This is a genomic window from Klebsiella sp. Q11 (genome assembly GCF_964241505.1).
Lineage (GTDB): Bacteria > Pseudomonadota > Gammaproteobacteria > Enterobacterales > Enterobacteriaceae > Klebsiella > Klebsiella michiganensis.
Genome location: NZ_CAXSXW010000002.1, coordinates 159526 through 175484 on the forward strand (window position 1 = coordinate 159526; position 15959 = coordinate 175484).

Genomic DNA, 15959 nt, shown 5'->3' on the forward strand with positions numbered 1-15959 from the left:
CTTAGCCGGGCTACGGGGTTGTGCGGTCTGTGGGCTGTAGCCCGGGTAAGGCGTTTACGCCGCAACCCGGGGATACTCCGGGATTCATACATCGGCGCGGCTTCTCCCCGGCTCGCGCTGCGCTTAGCCGGGCTACGGGGTTGTGCGGTCTGTGGGCTGTAGCCCGGGTAAGGCGTTTACGCCGCAACCCGGGGATACTCAGGGATTCATGACTCGACGCGGTTTCTCCCCGGCTCGCGCTGTGCTTAGCCGGGCTACGGAATTGTGCGGTCTGCGGGCTGTGTAGCCCGGCTAAGGCGTTTACGCCACCAGCCGGGAATACTCCCATCTTACGCTTCGTCGTGCTCTTCCCACGCCAGCGCGCGTTTTACCGCTTTCTTCCAGCCGCTGTAGCGATAGTTACGCTCGGTGGTTTCAATCCCCGGACGGAACTCGCGCTCGATGACCGCTTTCTCCTGCAGTTCATCCAGGTTTTGCCAGAAACCGACCGCCAGACCGGCCAGATAGGCTGCACCCAGCGCGGTGACTTCGCGGACTTCCGGGCGTTCCACGCGGGTGCCGAGAATATCGGACTGGAACTGCATCAGGAAGTTGTTGGCGACCGCGCCGCCGTCAACGCGCAGGGCGTGGAGACGGATCCCGGAGTCAGCCTGCATCGCTTCCAGCACGTCGCGGGTCTGATAGGCAATCGACTCCAGGGTGGCGCGAATAATATGGTTGGAGTTCACGCCGCGGGTCAGGCCGAAGATCGCGCCGCGGGCATACGGGTCCCAGTACGGGGCGCCGAGGCCGGTAAACGCCGGAACGACGTACACGCCGTTGGTATCCTTCACTTTGGTGGCGAAATATTCGGAATCGAACGCGTCGCTAATCAGCTTCATCTCATCGCGCAGCCACTGAATAGAGGCGCCCGCCATAAACACCGCGCCTTCCAGCGCATAGTTCACCTCACCGCGCGGGCCGCAGGCGATAGTCGTCAGCAGGCCGTGCGTTGACGTCACCGCTTTCTCGCCGGTATTCATCAGCATAAAGCAGCCGGTACCGTAGGTGTTTTTCGCCATCCCCTCTTTCACGCACAGCTGGCCGAACAGCGCCGCCTGCTGGTCGCCGGCGATGCCGGCGATCGGAATACGCGTCCCGCCCTTACCGCCGATGTTGGTCTGGCCGTACACTTCGGAAGATTTGCGCACTTCCGGCAGCATGGCGCGCGGGATATCCAGCGCGTCGAGCATTTTGTCGTCCCAGTCCAGCTCGTGGATATTAAACAGCATGGTACGCGAGGCGTTGGTGTAGTCGGTTACGTGAACGCGTCCCTGGGTCATTTTCCAGATAAGCCAGGTGTCTACGGTACCGAACAGCAGCTCGCCGCGTTTAGCGCGTTCGCGCGCGCCTTCGACGTGGTCGAGGATCCACTTCACTTTGGTGCCGGAGAAGTAGGGGTCAACCACCAGGCCGGTGGCCTTGCGGATGTACTCTTCCATGCCGTCGCGCTTGAGCTGTTCGCAGATCTCGGCGGTACGTCGGCACTGCCAGACGATGGCGTTATAAATCGGCTTTCCGGTTTCGCGCTCCCAGACGATGGCGGTTTCACGCTGGTTGGTGATGCCGATCGCCGCGATTTCATCGGAGCTGATATCGGCTTTTGCCAGCACTTCGACCAGCGTAGAGCTTTGCGATGCCCAGATCTCCATCGGGTCGTGTTCAACCCAGCCTGGACGCGGATAAATTTGTTCGAATTCTCGCTGAGAGACGCTGACGATATTGGCATCGTGATCCATTACCACGGCGCGGGAGCTGGTGGTGCCCTGGTCGAGCGCTACGATATATTTTTTGTCGGTCATAGTATGAGTCCCGTAGTCAGATTACAGCGAAGCTTTGTGTTGCGTCGTAGAGGGGGATGCGGCTTCTTTCTCTTCGACGACGCAGGTGTCGCAAGGCAGGTGGCGGCCAATCAGCTTGCGGTAGCAGAATGCGCCCAGCGCAGCACCGACGATTGGCGCACACAGCGGCACCAGGAAATAAGGAATATCTTTGCCGCCGGTGAAGGCGACGTTGCCCCAGCCTGCCAGCCAGGCGAAGGCTTTCGGTCCGATATCACGCGCCGGGTTCATGGCGAAGCCGGTCAGCGGGCCCATGGATGCGCCGATGACGGCGATCAGCAGACCAATCAGCAGCGGCGCCAGCGGGCCACGCGGCACGCCGTTACCATCGTCGGTCAGCGCCAGAATGACGCCCATCAGGATAGCGGTAATCACCATTTCTACCGCGAAGGCCTGCACAAAATTGATATGCGGATTCGGATAGGTGGAGAAAATGCCTGCCAGCTCGAGACTTTCGACGCTACCGCGCACCATATTGTGGGTATGTTCGAAATCGAAGAAAAGATTGTAATAAAGCCCGTAAACTAAAGCCGCAGCGCAAAAGGCGCCAGCGAATTGCGCAACGATAAAAGGAACAACTTTACGACCGTCAAAGCAGGCGAACAGCCACAGCGCGATGGTGACCGCCGGGTTAAGGTGCGCACCGGAAACCCCTGCGGTCAGGTAAATCGCCATGGCGACGCCCAGACCCCAGATGATGCTGATTTCCCACTGACCGAAGCTGGCTCCCGCGACCTTAAGCGCAGCGACGCACCCAACGCCGAAAAAGATCAACAACCCGGTACCGAGGAACTCTGCGATGCACTGGCCTTTTAGTGTTGATGTTTGGCTCATAATCGAATCCTGAAGCGTAGTGATGATTATTGTATGTGTGAAGGTCGCAGGCGACCACGCTGCCATGTAGGCATAGTGTTAATTTATCGTTAACGAACAAAAACGAGAAATATCGAAATTCAAATGTGTGTACCACGTCAAGAAAATGAGCGTTTTCGCGCCATAAACGCGTGTTCGGCCGTTTGCGGGAGCGTTTCACCGCACATTTTTTTACGTGTTGATTAACAATTACGAAAAAGTGCCGGGTAAAAGCGGCGAACGGACCAGGTAAAGGCTGAAAAGTGTTGCAAACCGCAATCTACGCGGGTTGTCGCTGGACAGGGGAGGCGGGGCTTCATACAATCGACTACATCACCACTGTAGTGCGCTAATTTTCGTTAAGGCGTCAACGCGTATACGAAACGGACGGTTTCTATCAACGCCTTGCAAGTTCAGGAGAGGTATGACGATGTCATTAGAAGTGTTTGAGAAATTAGAATCTAAAGTTCAGCAGGCGATTGATACCATCACTCTGTTACAGATGGAAATCGAAGAGCTGAAAGAGAAGAACAACACGCTGGCGCAGGAAGTACAGAGCGCGCAGCACAGCCGTGAAGAGCTTGAGCGTGAAAACGGTCAGCTGAAAGAACAGCAGCAGGGCTGGCAGGATCGTCTGCAGGCGCTGCTGGGCCGCATGGAAGAAGTCTGATGCTTCCCGCCCCCTCCCGTTCGGGAGGGGGTAAACTCTCCCCCGCTCTATATACTCACAAGTTATAGCCAATCTTTTTTTATTCTTTAATCATCAGTCCGCTTTCTGGCACGCTTAATCCATCACAACACTACATAAAGAGAGCGGTGCGATGAATAAGTGGGGCGTGGGGTTAACTCTGTTGCTGGCATCCGCCAGCGTTCTGGCAAAAGACATTCAACTATTAAACGTTTCTTACGATCCAACGCGCGAGCTGTACGAACAGTACAACAAAGCCTTTAGCGCGCACTGGAAACAAGAAACCGGCGACAACGTGGTGATTCGTCAGTCCCACGGCGGCTCCGGCAAACAGGCGACCTCGGTGATCAACGGCATTGAAGCCGACGTGGTGACCCTTGCGCTGGCCTATGACGTCGATGCGATTGCCGAGCGTGGCCGAATCGACAAAAACTGGCTGAAGCGTCTGCCGGATAACTCCGCGCCGTATACCTCAACCATTGTGTTCCTCGTACGCAAAGGCAACCCGAAGCAGATTCACGACTGGAACGATCTGATTAAACCGGGCGTGTCGGTGATTACCCCGAACCCGAAAAGCTCCGGCGGCGCGCGCTGGAACTATCTGGCGGCATGGGGCTATGCCCTTCACCAGAACAATGGCGATCAGGCGAAGGCGCAAGAGTTCGTAAAAGCGCTGTTTAAGAACGTCGAAGTGCTGGATTCCGGCGCCCGTGGTGCGACCAACACCTTCGTGGAACGTGGGATCGGCGATGTGCTGATTGCCTGGGAAAACGAAGCCCTGCTGGCGACCAACGAACTGGGTAAAGACAAATTTGAGATCGTGACCCCGAGCGAATCGATTCTCGCCGAGCCGACGGTTTCCGTGGTGGATAAAGTGGTCGACAAGAAGGGCACTCGCCAGGTGGCGGAAGCGTATCTGAAGTACCTCTACTCGCCGGAAGGCCAGGAGATTGCGGCGAAGAACTTCTATCGTCCGCGCGATCCTGAGATAGCGAAAAAATACGCGAATGAGTTCCCGAAACTGAAGCTGTTCACCATCGATGACGTGTTTGGCGGCTGGACGAAAGCGCAGAAAGAGCACTTTTCCAACGGCGGCACCTTCGACCAGATCAACCAGCGTTAAATAGCCTCTCCTTATCCCCGCTTGCGCTGCGCTTAGCGGGGATACAACTCTTGTCGCCCGGACAGGCGTAAGCCGCGACCCGGGGCTGAGGAGTCTGGTAGCGCCGCCTCCGGGAAAACACACCGAACCTCTTCCTGTTTTCATTTGGTCATCAAACTGCGTTACTCTTCCGTTTCTGGCTGAGACAGGAAAAAATAATGCGAAGAGTACGATACCTTTTATTAGCGCTGCTGGTGGTCGTTGTGGCGGCGATGGCCGGCGGCTACTACTGGCTTCATTCCGGCAACCCTGATGCGTTGCGCAAAATTGTTCTGCAACAGTGCGTCCCCAATCAACAGCAGCACCAGAATCCCGCGCCCTGTGCGGAAGTGAACCTCAAGGGCGGCTATGTGCTGTTTAAAGACCGCAATGGCCCGCTGCAGTATCTGCTGATGCCGACTTACCGTATTAACGGCACCGAAAGTCCGCTGCTGCTTAATCCCCTGACGCCGAACTTCTTCTGGCAGGCCTGGCAGGGGCGCGAAATCATGAGCCAGCATCGTGGTTCCGCCGTATCGGATGACGCGGTCTCCTTGACCATCAACTCGCGCAGCGGACGGACGCAAAATCATTTCCATATCCATATCTCCTGCCTGCGTCCCGATGTCCGTACCCAGCTGGACAAGGACGCACCCGCTATCAGCAGCCGCTGGTTGCCGCTGCCCGGTGGACTACTGGGCCACGAATATCTGGCGCGTCGGGTCACTGAAACGGAGCTGGCGCAGCGCAGCCCGTTCCTGATGCTGGCCGAAGAGGTGCCGGAAGCGCGTGAACATATGGGCCGTTTTGCGCTGGCGATGGCAAAGCAGAGCGATGGCTCGCTGGTGCTGCTGGCCACCGAGCGTAACCTGCTAACGCTTAATCGCGCATCGGCGGAAGAGATTCAGGATCACAGCTGCGCAATCCTGCAATAACCCCACCATATCTGGCGTTTACCTGTCTTATCGTCCGTCGTATTCTTGCTGAAAAAATCGACAGGAGACAGGTATGTCGCTCTGGTTGTCCCATCCTCTGTTCCTTCCTTCTATCATCGTCGGCATCACTATTCTCCTCTGGGCGACTTCGCTACTGCCGGAGTTTATGACCGCGCTGCTGTTTTTTGCCGCAGCGATGATCGCCAAAATCGCGCCGCCGGAGGTCATTTTCGGCGGCTTTGCCTCATCGGCGTTCTGGCTGGTGTTCAGCGGATTTGTGCTGGGGATCGCCATACGCAAAACCGGGCTGGCGGACAGGGCGGCCCGGTCGCTCTCGTCGCGGCTGACCGACTCCTGGCCGCTGATGGTCGGCAGCGTGGTGCTGCTCAGCTATGCGCTGGCGTTTGTGATGCCGTCCAATATGGGGCGTATCGCGCTGCTGATGCCGATTGTGGCGGCAATGGCCAGGCGTGCCGGCATTGAAGAGGGGACGCGCCCGTGGTTTGGCCTGGCGCTGGCGGTGGGGTTCGGTACCTTCCAGCTGTCTGCCACCATCCTGCCCGCCAACGTCCCGAATCTGGTGATGAGCGGCGCGGCGGAGGGATCGTATGGTATCCATTTGAATTATCTTCCCTATTTACTGCTGCATACGCCGGTGCTCGGCTGGCTCAAAGGGGCTGTGCTGATCGCCCTGATATGCTGGCTGTTTCCCGGAAAACCGCACCCGCCGCGCGACATGACGCCGCTGCAGCCGATGAGCCGCGATGAGAAGCGCCTGGCGTGGCTGCTGGTGGTGGTGCTGACGCTCTGGGTGACGGAGAGCTGGCACGGCGTGGGGCCGGCCTGGACGGGGCTGGCGGCGGCGGTGATAACGCTGCTGCCGCGGGTCGGTTTTATCAGCGGCGAGGAGTTTTCCAGCGGCGTGAATATCCGCACCTGTATTTACGTCGCCGGGATTTTGGGGCTGGCTATCACCGTGACGCAAACCGGTATCGGCGGCGTGGTGGGGAATGCCCTGCTGCAGATTATGCCGCTGGATAAAGAGAGTCCGTTCACCAGCTTTCTCGCATTGACCGGCATTACCAGCGCGCTGAACTTTATCATGACCGCTAACGGCGTACCGGCGCTGTATACCACCTTCGCGCAGAGCTTCTCCGATGCGACCGGCTTCCCGCTGCTGAGCGTGATTATGATTCAGGTGCTGGGATACTCCACGCCGCTGCTGCCGTATCAGGCATCACCGATTGTGGTGGCAATGGGGCTGGGGAAAGTGCCTGCAAGGGCGGGAATGCTGCTGTGTATTGCGCTGGCGGCGGTAAGCTATTTGATCCTGCTGCCGCTGGACTACCTGTGGTATCAGGCGTTGGGGAAACTGTAGGCTGCACCGCTCGGGGATTTTCCCGGAACCTGGCCGGGCAACCGGGCGATAACCCCGGTTGCAAAGCGCGACCGGGGAAAGGCCTTAAAGCGAATTACGCTTTTTTCGCGGCTTCTGCTGCTTTAACGATCACCGCGAAAGCGTCAGCTTTCAGGGATGCGCCGCCAACCAGCGCGCCGTCGATGTCCGGCTGGGTGAACAGCTCTGCTGCGTTGCCCGCGTTAACGGAACCGCCGTACTGGATGATCACTTGTTCAGCCACTTTCGCATCAGCTTTAGCGATGTGGTCGCGGATGAATTTGTGTACCGCCTGAGCCTGAGCCGGGGTAGCGGATTTGCCGGTACCGATTGCCCATACGGGTTCATAAGCGATAACTGCGCCTTCGAATGCCGCCGCGCCCTGGGTTTTCAGAACGGCGTCGATTTGACGCGCGCACACTTCTTCCGTTTTGCCCGCTTCGTTTTCCGCTTCGGTTTCACCGATGCACAGAACCGGGATCAGACCCTGCTCTTTCAGTACCGCGAATTTCCTGGCGATAAACTCGTCGGACTCTTTGTGGTAGGTACGGCGCTCGGAGTGGCCGATGATGATGTATTCAGCGCCGATGTCTTTCAGCATTTCGGCAGAGGTTTCGCCAGTGAACGCGCCGGACAGGTTCAGGTCAACGTTCTGCGCGCCCAGGTGAATGTGGCTGCCCGCAGCGGCTTGTTTAGCCAGGTCGATGTACATCTCAGGCGGAGCAATGGCAACTGCACAGCCGGTTACGCCAGCCAGTTCGGTACGCAGGTTCGCGACCAGTTCGTTTACCATGTGGCGGCTGCCGTTCAGTTTCCAGTTACCCATCACTAAAGGATGTCGCATTTTTATTCTCCACGCTTTAAAGCGAATTAAGGAATATAGCCGCCCCCGCGGGCAGCATGGTCTGTGAAACAGTATAGAGATTCATCACTGGAAAGGCTTTGCTTTTTGTCATTTATTGTTGTTTTCCAGCGTTTCAGATAGCGCCAGCTTAATCGGTTCAACAGCGAAGGTCAGCCCCTTTTCGCCGTTGTCCGCCACCACATAGCGCACAGCACCTTCCGTTTCGGAGAAGTAACGTTTGCCTTTTCCGGCGGTCAGCAGTTTCTGCAGCTTCTGCTGGCTTTGCGTCAGGCTGAGCGTGGGCACGAACGCGCGCATCACGGCGCTCATATACTCCTGGGCTCTCGCTTTCGCCGCTTTCTGCTGCGGCCCCTGAATCGGTAGCCAGGTGATCTGCATCGATTTAATTTTGAGCGTGCCGCGTTCAAGCGCGGTCGACGCGTAAAGGTTCTCATTGATCTTCGTGGCGGCTCGGGTCAGGTTTGCCTGGTCTTTGCTGGCGGCGACGGCGCGAAATTCATTGAGCGATAGCTTCGGGTTATCGTTGTTGAATTTTTCCCGAAACTCGCTGATGGAAATATCAAAGGCCGGCGCGCCGGAGAGAAGATAGGGCGCCGTAGCGCTGGCGTCTGACTCGGCGGACAACGCTTTATGGCCGACGGATAATGCCGCCAGCCCAATTAAACATAAGGTTGCCCACTTCTTCATGCCCATCTTCCCTTTTTTTATCTGCTGACGATTAAAACGAGAACCGTCACGCTTGTCAAAAAGTCACGCCTTCAGGGTAAACTACGTCGGTGATGATGATAAGGAATAAAACATGACCCTACAGCAGTGGCTATTCTCAATTAAAGGGCGGATTGGACGTCGCGACTTCTGGATCTGGATCGCTATCTGGATAATGACCATGAGCGCGCTGTTCACGCTGGCCGGTAGTAACCTTCTCAATTTACAGACGGCGGCTTTTATTCTGGTGTGCCTGCTGTGGCCGACGGCGGCGGTGACCATTAAACGCCTGCACGATCGGGGTAAATCCGGGCTCTGGGCGCTGCTGATGATTCTGGCGTGGATGCTGCTGGCGGGCAACTGGTCGATGCTGCCTGGGGTCTGGCAGTGGGGCGTCGGGCGGTTTATACCGACGCTGATTATCGTCATGATGCTGATCGACCTGGGCGCGTTTGTCGGTACCCAGGGCGCGAATAAGTTTGGTAAAGAGACGCTGGACGTGCGCTGGAAAGCGGAATCCTGATTACCAGTAGTGTTCGGCGGTCATATGACCCGGCCGGCGACGCAGGTGCTTGCTCATCTGCCGGGTCTCTTTCAGCAGCTGCTGGGTGTCGCGCACCATCTGCGGGTTACCGCACAGCATGACGTGGCTGCTATCAGCGTTCATCGGCAGGCCGACGGCCTCTTCCAGCGCGCCGGTTTCAATCAGGAACGGGATACGTCCCGTGAGCATGCCCGGCGCGGTTTCCCGGCTCACGACCGACTGGATGCGCAGTTTGCCCGCATAGCGCGCTTCCAGCGCCTGCATCTGCGGCAGATAGCTGAGGTCGGCGGCATAGCGCGCGGCGTGCACCAGTACCAGGTTTTTAAAGCGATCCAGGTCCTTCCCTTCTTCCAGAATTGACAGGTACGGGCCAATCGCCGTGCCGGTGGCGAGCATCCATAGTGTGTCGCAATCCGGCACCTCTTCCAGCACGAAGAAACCGGCGGCCTCGCTGACCACCTGGACTTCATCGCCCGGCTTCAGAGCCGCCAGCCGCGGGCTGAGCTTGCCCTCCGGAACCGTCACCAGATAGAACTCAAGATCGGGGTTGCTGGGGGCGTTGACGTAGGAATAGGCGCGCTGCACGCGTTCTCCGTCTACGTCCAGCCCCAGTTTGGCAAACTGCCCAGCGGTGAAGGGCGCAACCGGTGCGTGAACGGTGAGGCTAAACAGTGCATCAGTCCAGTTCTGTACTTTTACCACTTTGCCCGTAACCCAGTTTGCCATAGCGACTCTCCTCTCAATCCTGTTAACGTATCTTCACCGCGACGAGAGCAGATTTCCAGCCCGAAAAGGCTGGAAAGCTCTATTGATCAAATGTTTTTACAGGATGTGCAGCTGAATATCCGGGTCTTTGCGATCGAGATAATGAATCGATTGAATACGGCGGATGGTGCGGGATTTACCGCGGATCAGCAGGGTTTCGGTGGTGGCCATATTGCCTTTACGGGTGATACCGTCCAGCAGATCGCCCTTGGTGATGCCGGTTGCCGAGAAAACCACATTGTCGCTGCGCGCCATATCGTCCAGGCGCAGCACTTTGCCTGCTTCAATGCCCATCGCCTGACAGCGTGCCAGCTCGTTTTCGCCGATGCGGCGGTTCTCTTCGCTGTCGCCCTTCACGTGGTGACGCGCCAGCAGACGGCCGTTCATATCGCCGTCCAGCGCGCGGATCACCGCAGCGGAAACGACGCCTTCCGGCGCGCCGCCGATACCGTACATGACGTCAACTTCGCTGTCCGGCATGCAGGTCAGAATAGAGGCGGCAACGTCGCCGTCGGGGATGGCGAACACGCGCACGCCCAGCTTTTGCAGCTCAACAATGACGTCGTCATGGCGCGGCTTGGCTAAGATGGTGACCGTTAATTCACTCAGCGGCTTATTCAGCGCGCGGGCGATATTATGCAGGTTTTCCGCCAGCGGCAGGTTCAGATCGATGGTGCCCTTCGCTCCCGGGCCGACGATCAGCTTTTCCATGTACATATCCGGCGCATTCAGGAAACAGCCCTTATCGCCTACCGCCATGACCGCCAGCGCGTTCGCCTGGCCCATCGCCGTCATGCGGGTGCCTTCGATGGGATCGACGGCGATATCTACCGCATCGCCGTGGCCGGTACCGACGCGCTCGCCAATGTACAGCATCGGCGCTTCGTCGATTTCGCCTTCGCCAATCACGATAGTGCCGTCGATGTTGATCAGGTTGAGCATAATACGCATGGCGTTGACGGCGGCGCCGTCGGCGGTGTTTTTATCACCGCGGCCTAACCATTTGTAGCCTGCCAGCGCGGCGGCTTCGGTGACGCGCGAAAATTTGATGGCCAGTTCTCGTTTCATAATCCACTCATCTGAATAAAAATTATGCGCAGCGTGGCGAGATGACGTCCGCGCTACGCGTTGGAATAGCGTTCGGTTTCCGGCATCCAGCGCTCTATCAGCGCCTGTGCCTGCTGGGGATAGCGTTCGTGAATATGGCGGGCGATGCGCTGAACTTCCGGGATCATGGCCTGATCGCGCAATAAGTCCGCGACTTTAAATTCAGCGTTGCCGGTCTGACGGGTGCCGAGCAGCTCGCCGGGGCCGCGAATTTCCAGGTCTTTTTGGGCGATGACGAAACCGTCATTGCTATCGCGCAGAACTTGCAGGCGCTTCTGGGCGGTTTTTGACAGCGGCGATTTATAGAGTAGCACGCAGTGGGAGGCTACCGCACCGCGCCCGACGCGCCCTCGGAGCTGGTGCAGCTGCGCCAGCCCCAGACGCTCCGGGTTTTCGATGATCATCAGGCTGGAGTTGGGCACGTCCACGCCGACTTCAATCACCGTGGTGGCGACCAGCAGATGCAGCTCGCCCCGCTTGAACGCGCTCATTACCGCCTGCTTCTCGGCGGATTTCATACGCCCGTGCACCAGGCCGATATTCAGCTCCGGCAGCGCGAGCTTCAGCTCTTCCCAGGTGGCTTCCGCCGCCTGAGCTTCCAGCAGATCCGACTCTTCAATCAGCGTACAAACCCAGTAGGCCTGGCGACCTTCGTGAGTGCAGGCGTGACGTACGCGGTCAATAATATCGCTGCGTCGCGTATCCGGAATGGCCACCGTCGTAACCGGCGTTCGGCCCGGCGGCAGTTCATCGATGACCGAGGTGTCGAGGTCGGCATACGCGGTCATCGCCAGGGTGCGCGGAATCGGCGTGGCGGTCATAATCAACTGGTGCGGATGAAATCCCTGCTGTTGCCCTTTCTCCCACAGCGCCAGCCGCTGATGGACGCCAAAACGGTGCTGCTCGTCGATAATCACCAACGCGAGGCCGTTAAACTGGACCTGCTCCTGAAAGATGGCGTGGGTGCCGACAATCATCTGCACCTGTCCGCTGGCGATAGCCTCCTGCTGCGCCAGGCGCGCTTTGCCTTTTTGTTTGCCAGCCAGCCAGCCAACCTCTACGCCCAGCGGTTCGAACCAGCTGCGGAAGTTATTGGCGTGCTGTTCAGCCAGCAGCTCGGTCGGCGCCATCAGCGCTACCTGTTTGCCGTGGGCGATGGCGCGCAGGGCGGCAAGCGCGGCGACCAGGGTTTTACCGGAGCCCACGTCCCCCTGCACCAGACGCATCATCGGCACGTCCAGCGCCATATCGCGCTCGATTTCAGCCGTGACGCGCGCCTGCGCACTGGTCGGCGTAAAGGGGAGGGAGGCCAGCAGCTTATCTTTTAGCGTGTCGTTAGCGCTGAGCGCGAGGGCGTGATAGCGCTGGGCGCCTGCCCGCAGCGCCAGCATGCTGAGGTTATGCGCCAGCAGCTCTTCCAGGATTAAGCGCCGCTGAGCCGGATGTTTGCCGCTTTCCAGCTCGCTAAGCTGTAACGTGGGCGGCGGGCGATGCAGCGTGCGCAAGGCGTCCGGCAGGCTCATCATCCCCTGCGCCAGCTCAGGCGGCAGTAGCTCGGCGATCGCGCAGGTTTCAAGCAGCTCCAGCGCCTGGTCGGTGAGCTTACGCAGCGTAGCCTGCTTGATGCCTTCAGTGGTGGGATATACCGGGGTCAGCGTTTCCTGTAAATCAGGGGTACTCATGTCGCCCTGAACCCGATATTCCGGATGGATCATCTCCGCCCCGTGCTTACCGCGCTTCGCCTCACCGTAGGCCAGCACGCGGCGCCCGGTTGCCAGGCTATTTTTCATCGCCGCGCTGAAGTTAAAAAAGCGCATGGTGAGGATGCCGGAGCCGTCGCTTATCTGGCAGGTCATCATCCGGCGGCCGCCGAAAGTGATGTTGCAGTTGAGGACTTCGCCTTCAACGGTGGCGTAAACGCCGGGCAGCAGTTCGCCGATGTGATACAGATGGGTGCGGTCTTCGTAGCGTAGCGGCAGGTGCAGAAGCAGATCCTGTACCGTATGCAGGCCGATTTTTGCCAGCTTACTGCTCTGGGCCGCGCCAACGCCCGTCAGGGAATTGAGCGGCACCGCATCCAGCAGACGGCCCTGCATGATTACTTCGCCGCCTGCATGGTGGCCCACCACGCGGCATCGGCTTCGACTTCGCCCTGCTCGTTGACGTGGGGGTAGGGAAGTCCCTTGCGTTTAGCGACCTTCGCCAGCACCGGATAGCCGCCTTCAAACAGCAGGCGCTGCTGGTCTTCTTCCGGCAGCATACTGTTCTCGCGCCGGTACATGCCGGCGTTCTGCCGCTGGCGCTGGGCTTCGTAGAGGATAAGCGCTGAGGCGACGGAAACGTTCAGCGACTGCACCATGCCAATCATCGGAATGATGATGTCCTGGTCCGCCAGGTCTAACGCTTCCTGCGTAATGCCGGTTTTCTCCTGCCCCATCAGGATACAGGTGGGACGGGTATAGTCGATTTCACGGAAATCGACGGCGTTATCAGAGAGATGGGTCGCCAGGATCTGCATGCCCTGGCCTTTTAAATGGGTGACGGCCTCGCCAATAGTACGGTGGGTTTTGACCTGCACCCAGCTATTGCTGCCGGCGGCCGCGGAGGCCATGGTACGCATACGGCTACCTGGCCAGATGGCGTGCACTTCATGCACGCCAACGGCGTCTGCGGTACGAATGACCGCAGAGACGTTATGAGGCTTATGGACCTGCTCCATGCAGACTGTCAGGTCAGGCTGGCGCCTGGCGAGCATCTCGCAGATACGCGCATAACGCTGTAAATTCATGATACTTCCATCCTTCGAATGACTCTTTAATCGCTGCGGATTACGCAGCCCATTCCTGGGCCTTGCCCCTTACCGGGCCGCTGTAAGCAGCGTTCAAATCTGCTCCCGGCAGATTTGTCATTCGCTTGCCGCCTTGACGCAATTCGAATGATTTTGTGGAAGAGCTAGTTTCGGTTACGGGTGACTTTTATTACATCCGGCATGACGCGAATTTTGCGCATGATATTCGCCAGATGCACGCGGTCGCGCGCGGTAAGGCGAATAAAGGCGCTGTAAACGCGGCCATCTTTCTCTTCCGTATTCAGGCTTTGAATATTGGAAGACGCGGTGTTGATCGCCGCGGTAAGATTCGCCAGGGCACCCTGATGGTTGAACATATCCACCTTGATTTCGGTGATAAATTCCTGCGCTGTCTCTTTGTCCCACTCGACCGCCATAAATTTCTCCGGCTCTTTCTGATAGCCGCGAATGTTACGACAGGACTCATGGTGAATAACCAGGCCTTTGCCCGGGCTGACGTGCGCGATAATCGGGTCACCGGGGATCGGGCGGCAGCATTTGGCGAAGGTGATCAGCACGCCATCCGCGCCTTTAATCGGCAGATGATTATGGCCGACAGGCGCTGGCTGTACAGGCACGGCGGTGGTTTCACCCTGCTGCAGGTTTTTTGCTACCACGACGCTCATGGCGTTGCCGAGGCCGATTTCGGCCAGCAGATCGTCAAGCGTGGTCAGCTTCATGCGCTCAAGTTCACGCTGAATGTTCTCTGGCGGGATCTCGGCCAGCTTGCGGCTACCGCCGAGGGCGTGATTGAGCAGGCGGCGCCCGAGGCTTACGGAGTCGTCGCGCTTAAGGTTTTTCAGCAGCTGGCGAATTTTGGCGCGCGCTTTCGAGCTGACGACAAAGTTCAGCCATGCGGCGTTCGGACGTGCGCCCGGCGCGGTGATGATTTCCACCGTCTGGCCGCTGGAGAGCGACTGCGACAGCGGATACGGCTGGCGGTCGACGCGGGCGCCGACGCAGGCATGGCCGATGTCGGTATGCACCGCGTAGGCGAAATCCACCGGCGTCGCGCCGGCGGGCAGTTCGACAATGCGCCCTTCCGGGGTGAAAACGTAAATTTCATCCGGGAACAGATCGGATTTCACGCTCTCAATAAATTCAAATGAACTACCGGCGCTCTGCTGGAGCTCCAGCAGGCTCTGCATCCAGCGCTGGGCGCGGATTTGCGCCGTGGTGCTGCTCTCGCCGCCGTGCTCTTTATAAGCCCAGTGCGCCGCCACCCCCATTTCCGCCATCTGGTCCATGTCTTCGGTACGAATTTGTACCTCAACCGGGACGCCGTGCGGGCCGATCATCGAGGTGTGCAAAGATTGATAGCCGTTCGCCTTTGGAATGGCAATATAGTCTTTGACGCGACCCGGACGCGGCTTGTAAAGGCTGTGCATCTGGCCAAGCACGCGGTAGCAGGTGTCGGAATCATGGACAATCACGCGGAAAGCGTAGATATCCATAATCGAGTGAAAGCGCTGCTCTTTGAGCACCATCTTGCAGTAGATGGAGTACAAATGCTTTTCGCGACCGCTAACGCGACAGGGAATTCCCGCTTCCTGCAGGCGCCCTTCGATTTCGGAGAGGATCTTTTGAATCATCTCCTTACGGTTGCCGCGCGCCGCTTTAACCACCTCTTTAATGACGCGGTAGCGGTTAGGATACAGCGCCTCAAAGCCCAGCTCTTCGAGCTCGGTTTTGATGTGATGGATACCTAAACGGTGCGCCAGAGGGCTGTAGATTTCCAGCGTTTCGCGGGCGATGCGGCGGCGCTTGTCCGGGCGCAATGAGCCCAGCGTGCGCATATTATGGGTGCGGTCAGCGAGCTTGATAAGGATGACGCGGATATCCTGCACCATCGCCATAATCATTTTGCGAAAGTTTTCAGCCTGGGCCTCTTTCTTGTCGCGAAACTTAAGCTTATCAAGTTTTGACACCCCCTCTACCAGTTCAGCAACGCTTTTACCGAAAAGCTGCTCCATGTCCTGGTAGGTGGCGGGGGTATCTTCTATCACGTCGTGCAGCAGAGCGGCCATCAGCGTTTCATGGTCGAGTTTCATCTCGGCCAGGATACAGGCTACCGCTACCGGGTGCGTGATATAGGGTTCACCGCTTGAACGTGTCTGGCCCTCGTGAGCGTCACGTGCAACGAGATAAGCCTGCCGAAGACGTTTAATTTGCTCTTCGGGCAGGTAGTTTTGAATCAGCTGATTCAGGCTTTCAAACAGATACAAGGGCGACC

At 58.2% G+C, this 15959-nt stretch carries 14 protein-coding genes; 5 read left to right on the forward strand and 9 right to left on the reverse strand.

Annotation, left to right across the window (positions count from 1 at the left end; genetic code table 11):
* Window positions 1-329 precede the first annotated feature (329 nt).
* Window positions 330-1841, reverse strand: a complete 1512-nt coding sequence (glpK, locus tag ACESQ2_RS03175; protein WP_004126722.1) for a glycerol kinase GlpK — start codon at window positions 1839-1841, stop codon at window positions 330-332.
* A 21-nt stretch (window positions 1842-1862) separates the two neighbouring features.
* A complete protein-coding gene (locus ACESQ2_RS03180) occupies window positions 1863-2714 on the reverse strand; it encodes an MIP/aquaporin family protein (RefSeq protein WP_004855525.1) in 852 nt (283 codons plus the stop codon).
* Between the two features lie 442 nt (window positions 2715-3156).
* On the opposite strand from ACESQ2_RS03180, the gene zapB reads away from it, so the two are divergent.
* From zapB to ACESQ2_RS03200, 4 genes are all read left to right on the forward strand, one after another.
* Complete coding sequence (zapB, locus tag ACESQ2_RS03185; protein ID WP_009652751.1) at window positions 3157-3402, forward strand: septal ring assembly protein ZapB; 246 nt, start codon at window positions 3157-3159, stop codon at window positions 3400-3402.
* 151 nt (window positions 3403-3553) lie between these two features.
* A complete protein-coding gene (locus ACESQ2_RS03190; RefSeq protein ID WP_004126718.1) occupies window positions 3554-4543 on the forward strand; it encodes a sulfate ABC transporter substrate-binding protein in 990 nt (329 codons plus the stop codon).
* A 197-nt stretch (window positions 4544-4740) separates the two neighbouring features.
* Window positions 4741-5496 carry a CDP-diacylglycerol diphosphatase gene (locus ACESQ2_RS03195; RefSeq protein ID WP_009652756.1) on the forward strand — a complete coding sequence of 252 codons (756 nt, stop codon included), beginning with the start codon at window positions 4741-4743 and terminating at the stop codon, window positions 5494-5496.
* A gap of 73 nt (window positions 5497-5569) precedes the next feature.
* Window positions 5570-6874 carry an SLC13 family permease gene (locus ACESQ2_RS03200; RefSeq protein WP_046876809.1) on the forward strand — a complete coding sequence of 435 codons (1305 nt, stop codon included), beginning with the start codon at window positions 5570-5572 and terminating at the stop codon, window positions 6872-6874.
* A gap of 94 nt (window positions 6875-6968) precedes the next feature.
* Here the strand turns inward: ACESQ2_RS03200 and tpiA are convergent, their stop codons facing one another.
* Together tpiA and ACESQ2_RS03210 are read right to left on the reverse strand one after the other, a co-directional pair.
* Entirely contained in the window at window positions 6969-7736 is a 768-nt protein-coding gene (gene tpiA / locus ACESQ2_RS03205) for a triose-phosphate isomerase (RefSeq protein WP_004855521.1), read from the reverse strand.
* Between the two features lie 108 nt (window positions 7737-7844).
* Window positions 7845-8444 (reverse strand): DUF1454 family protein, encoded by a 600-nt coding sequence (locus ACESQ2_RS03210; protein WP_046876808.1) that lies wholly within the window; start codon window positions 8442-8444, stop codon window positions 7845-7847.
* Window positions 8445-8556: 112 nt separating this feature from the next.
* Between ACESQ2_RS03210 and ACESQ2_RS03215 the strand changes: the two genes are divergently transcribed.
* The gene (locus ACESQ2_RS03215; RefSeq protein WP_004126694.1) at window positions 8557-8985 is read left to right on the forward strand and encodes a DUF805 domain-containing protein; all 429 of its coding nucleotides are present in this window, start codon (window positions 8557-8559) and stop codon (window positions 8983-8985) included.
* Here ACESQ2_RS03215 and fpr read toward each other — a convergent pair whose 3' ends face one another.
* The 5 genes from fpr to spoT form a co-directional block, all read right to left on the reverse strand.
* A complete protein-coding gene (gene fpr / locus ACESQ2_RS03220) occupies window positions 8986-9732 on the reverse strand; it encodes a ferredoxin--NADP(+) reductase (protein WP_046876807.1) in 747 nt (248 codons plus the stop codon). It lies immediately after the preceding gene.
* Between the two features lie 96 nt (window positions 9733-9828).
* A complete protein-coding gene (glpX, locus tag ACESQ2_RS03225) occupies window positions 9829-10839 on the reverse strand; it encodes a class II fructose-bisphosphatase (protein ID WP_373170156.1) in 1011 nt (336 codons plus the stop codon).
* A gap of 53 nt (window positions 10840-10892) precedes the next feature.
* Window positions 10893-12974, reverse strand: a complete 2082-nt coding sequence (gene recG, locus ACESQ2_RS03230) for an ATP-dependent DNA helicase RecG (RefSeq protein WP_224259896.1) — start codon at window positions 12972-12974, stop codon at window positions 10893-10895.
* 2 nt (window positions 12975-12976) lie between these two features.
* Window positions 12977-13666, reverse strand: coding sequence for a tRNA (guanosine(18)-2'-O)-methyltransferase TrmH (gene trmH / locus ACESQ2_RS03235; RefSeq protein WP_004855515.1), 690 nt, complete (start codon window positions 13664-13666; stop codon window positions 12977-12979).
* A gap of 164 nt (window positions 13667-13830) precedes the next feature.
* The gene (spoT, locus tag ACESQ2_RS03240) at window positions 13831-15951 is read right to left on the reverse strand and encodes a bifunctional GTP diphosphokinase/guanosine-3',5'-bis pyrophosphate 3'-pyrophosphohydrolase (protein WP_004855514.1); all 2121 of its coding nucleotides are present in this window, start codon (window positions 15949-15951) and stop codon (window positions 13831-13833) included.
* Window positions 15952-15959: the final 8 nt, after the last annotated feature.